Annotated in this window: 1 pseudogene; it reads left to right on the top strand. The window is 62.7% G+C overall.

Annotated elements, in window-relative coordinates:
- Positions 1-570, top strand: a pseudogene (locus AACY52_RS29290) (hypothetical protein); the annotation flags it as partial.
- Between the last annotated feature and the right edge of the window lie 49 nt (positions 571-619).

Raw genomic sequence — 619 nt, 5'->3', positions numbered from 1 at the left:
TTCGACCATATGGCCAATCGCCGCTTCGTCGCGGGCAATTTCATCCGCCGTCCCGACCAGCTCGATTATCTGCAGGAACCCGACGTGTTCCACGACGTGTTCGGCCATGTGCCGATGCTCGCCGACCCGGTCTTCGCCGATTATCTCGCAGCTTATGGTCGCGGCGGGCAGCGTGCGCAGGGGCTGGATGCGCTCAAATATCTCGGGCGGCTCTATTGGTACACGGTCGAATTCGGGTTGATCGCCGATCCCGAGGGCTTGCGCATCTATGGTGCCGGGATCGTCTCCAGCTTCGCCGAAAGCCGCTTCGCGCTCGACGATGCCAGCCCCAACCGCATCGCCTTCGACCTCAAGCGCGTGATGCGCACCGACTACCGGATTGACGATTTCCAGCAGAATTATTTCGTGATCCCGAGCTTCGACGAACTGCTGCGCGTGACGGTCGAGACCGATTTCGCGCCGCTTTACGAGGCGCTGGCCGGTACACCGGACATACCCGTGGCCACGCTTTTGCCGGAGGATCGCGTCCTCACCCACGGAACCCAGGCCTATGCGCTCGCCAAGCGCTAATCGCGCGTGCGCACCTCGACCAGGACGCGGATTGCGTCGTGCCGCCAAT

The sequence above is a fragment of the Pseudomonas sp. EA_65y_Pfl1_P113 genome (genome assembly GCF_963970525.1).
GTDB classification, from domain to species: Bacteria; Pseudomonadota; Gammaproteobacteria; order Pseudomonadales; family Pseudomonadaceae; genus Aquipseudomonas; species Aquipseudomonas tritici.
This window is presented reverse-complemented; position numbering and strand designations above follow the sequence as displayed.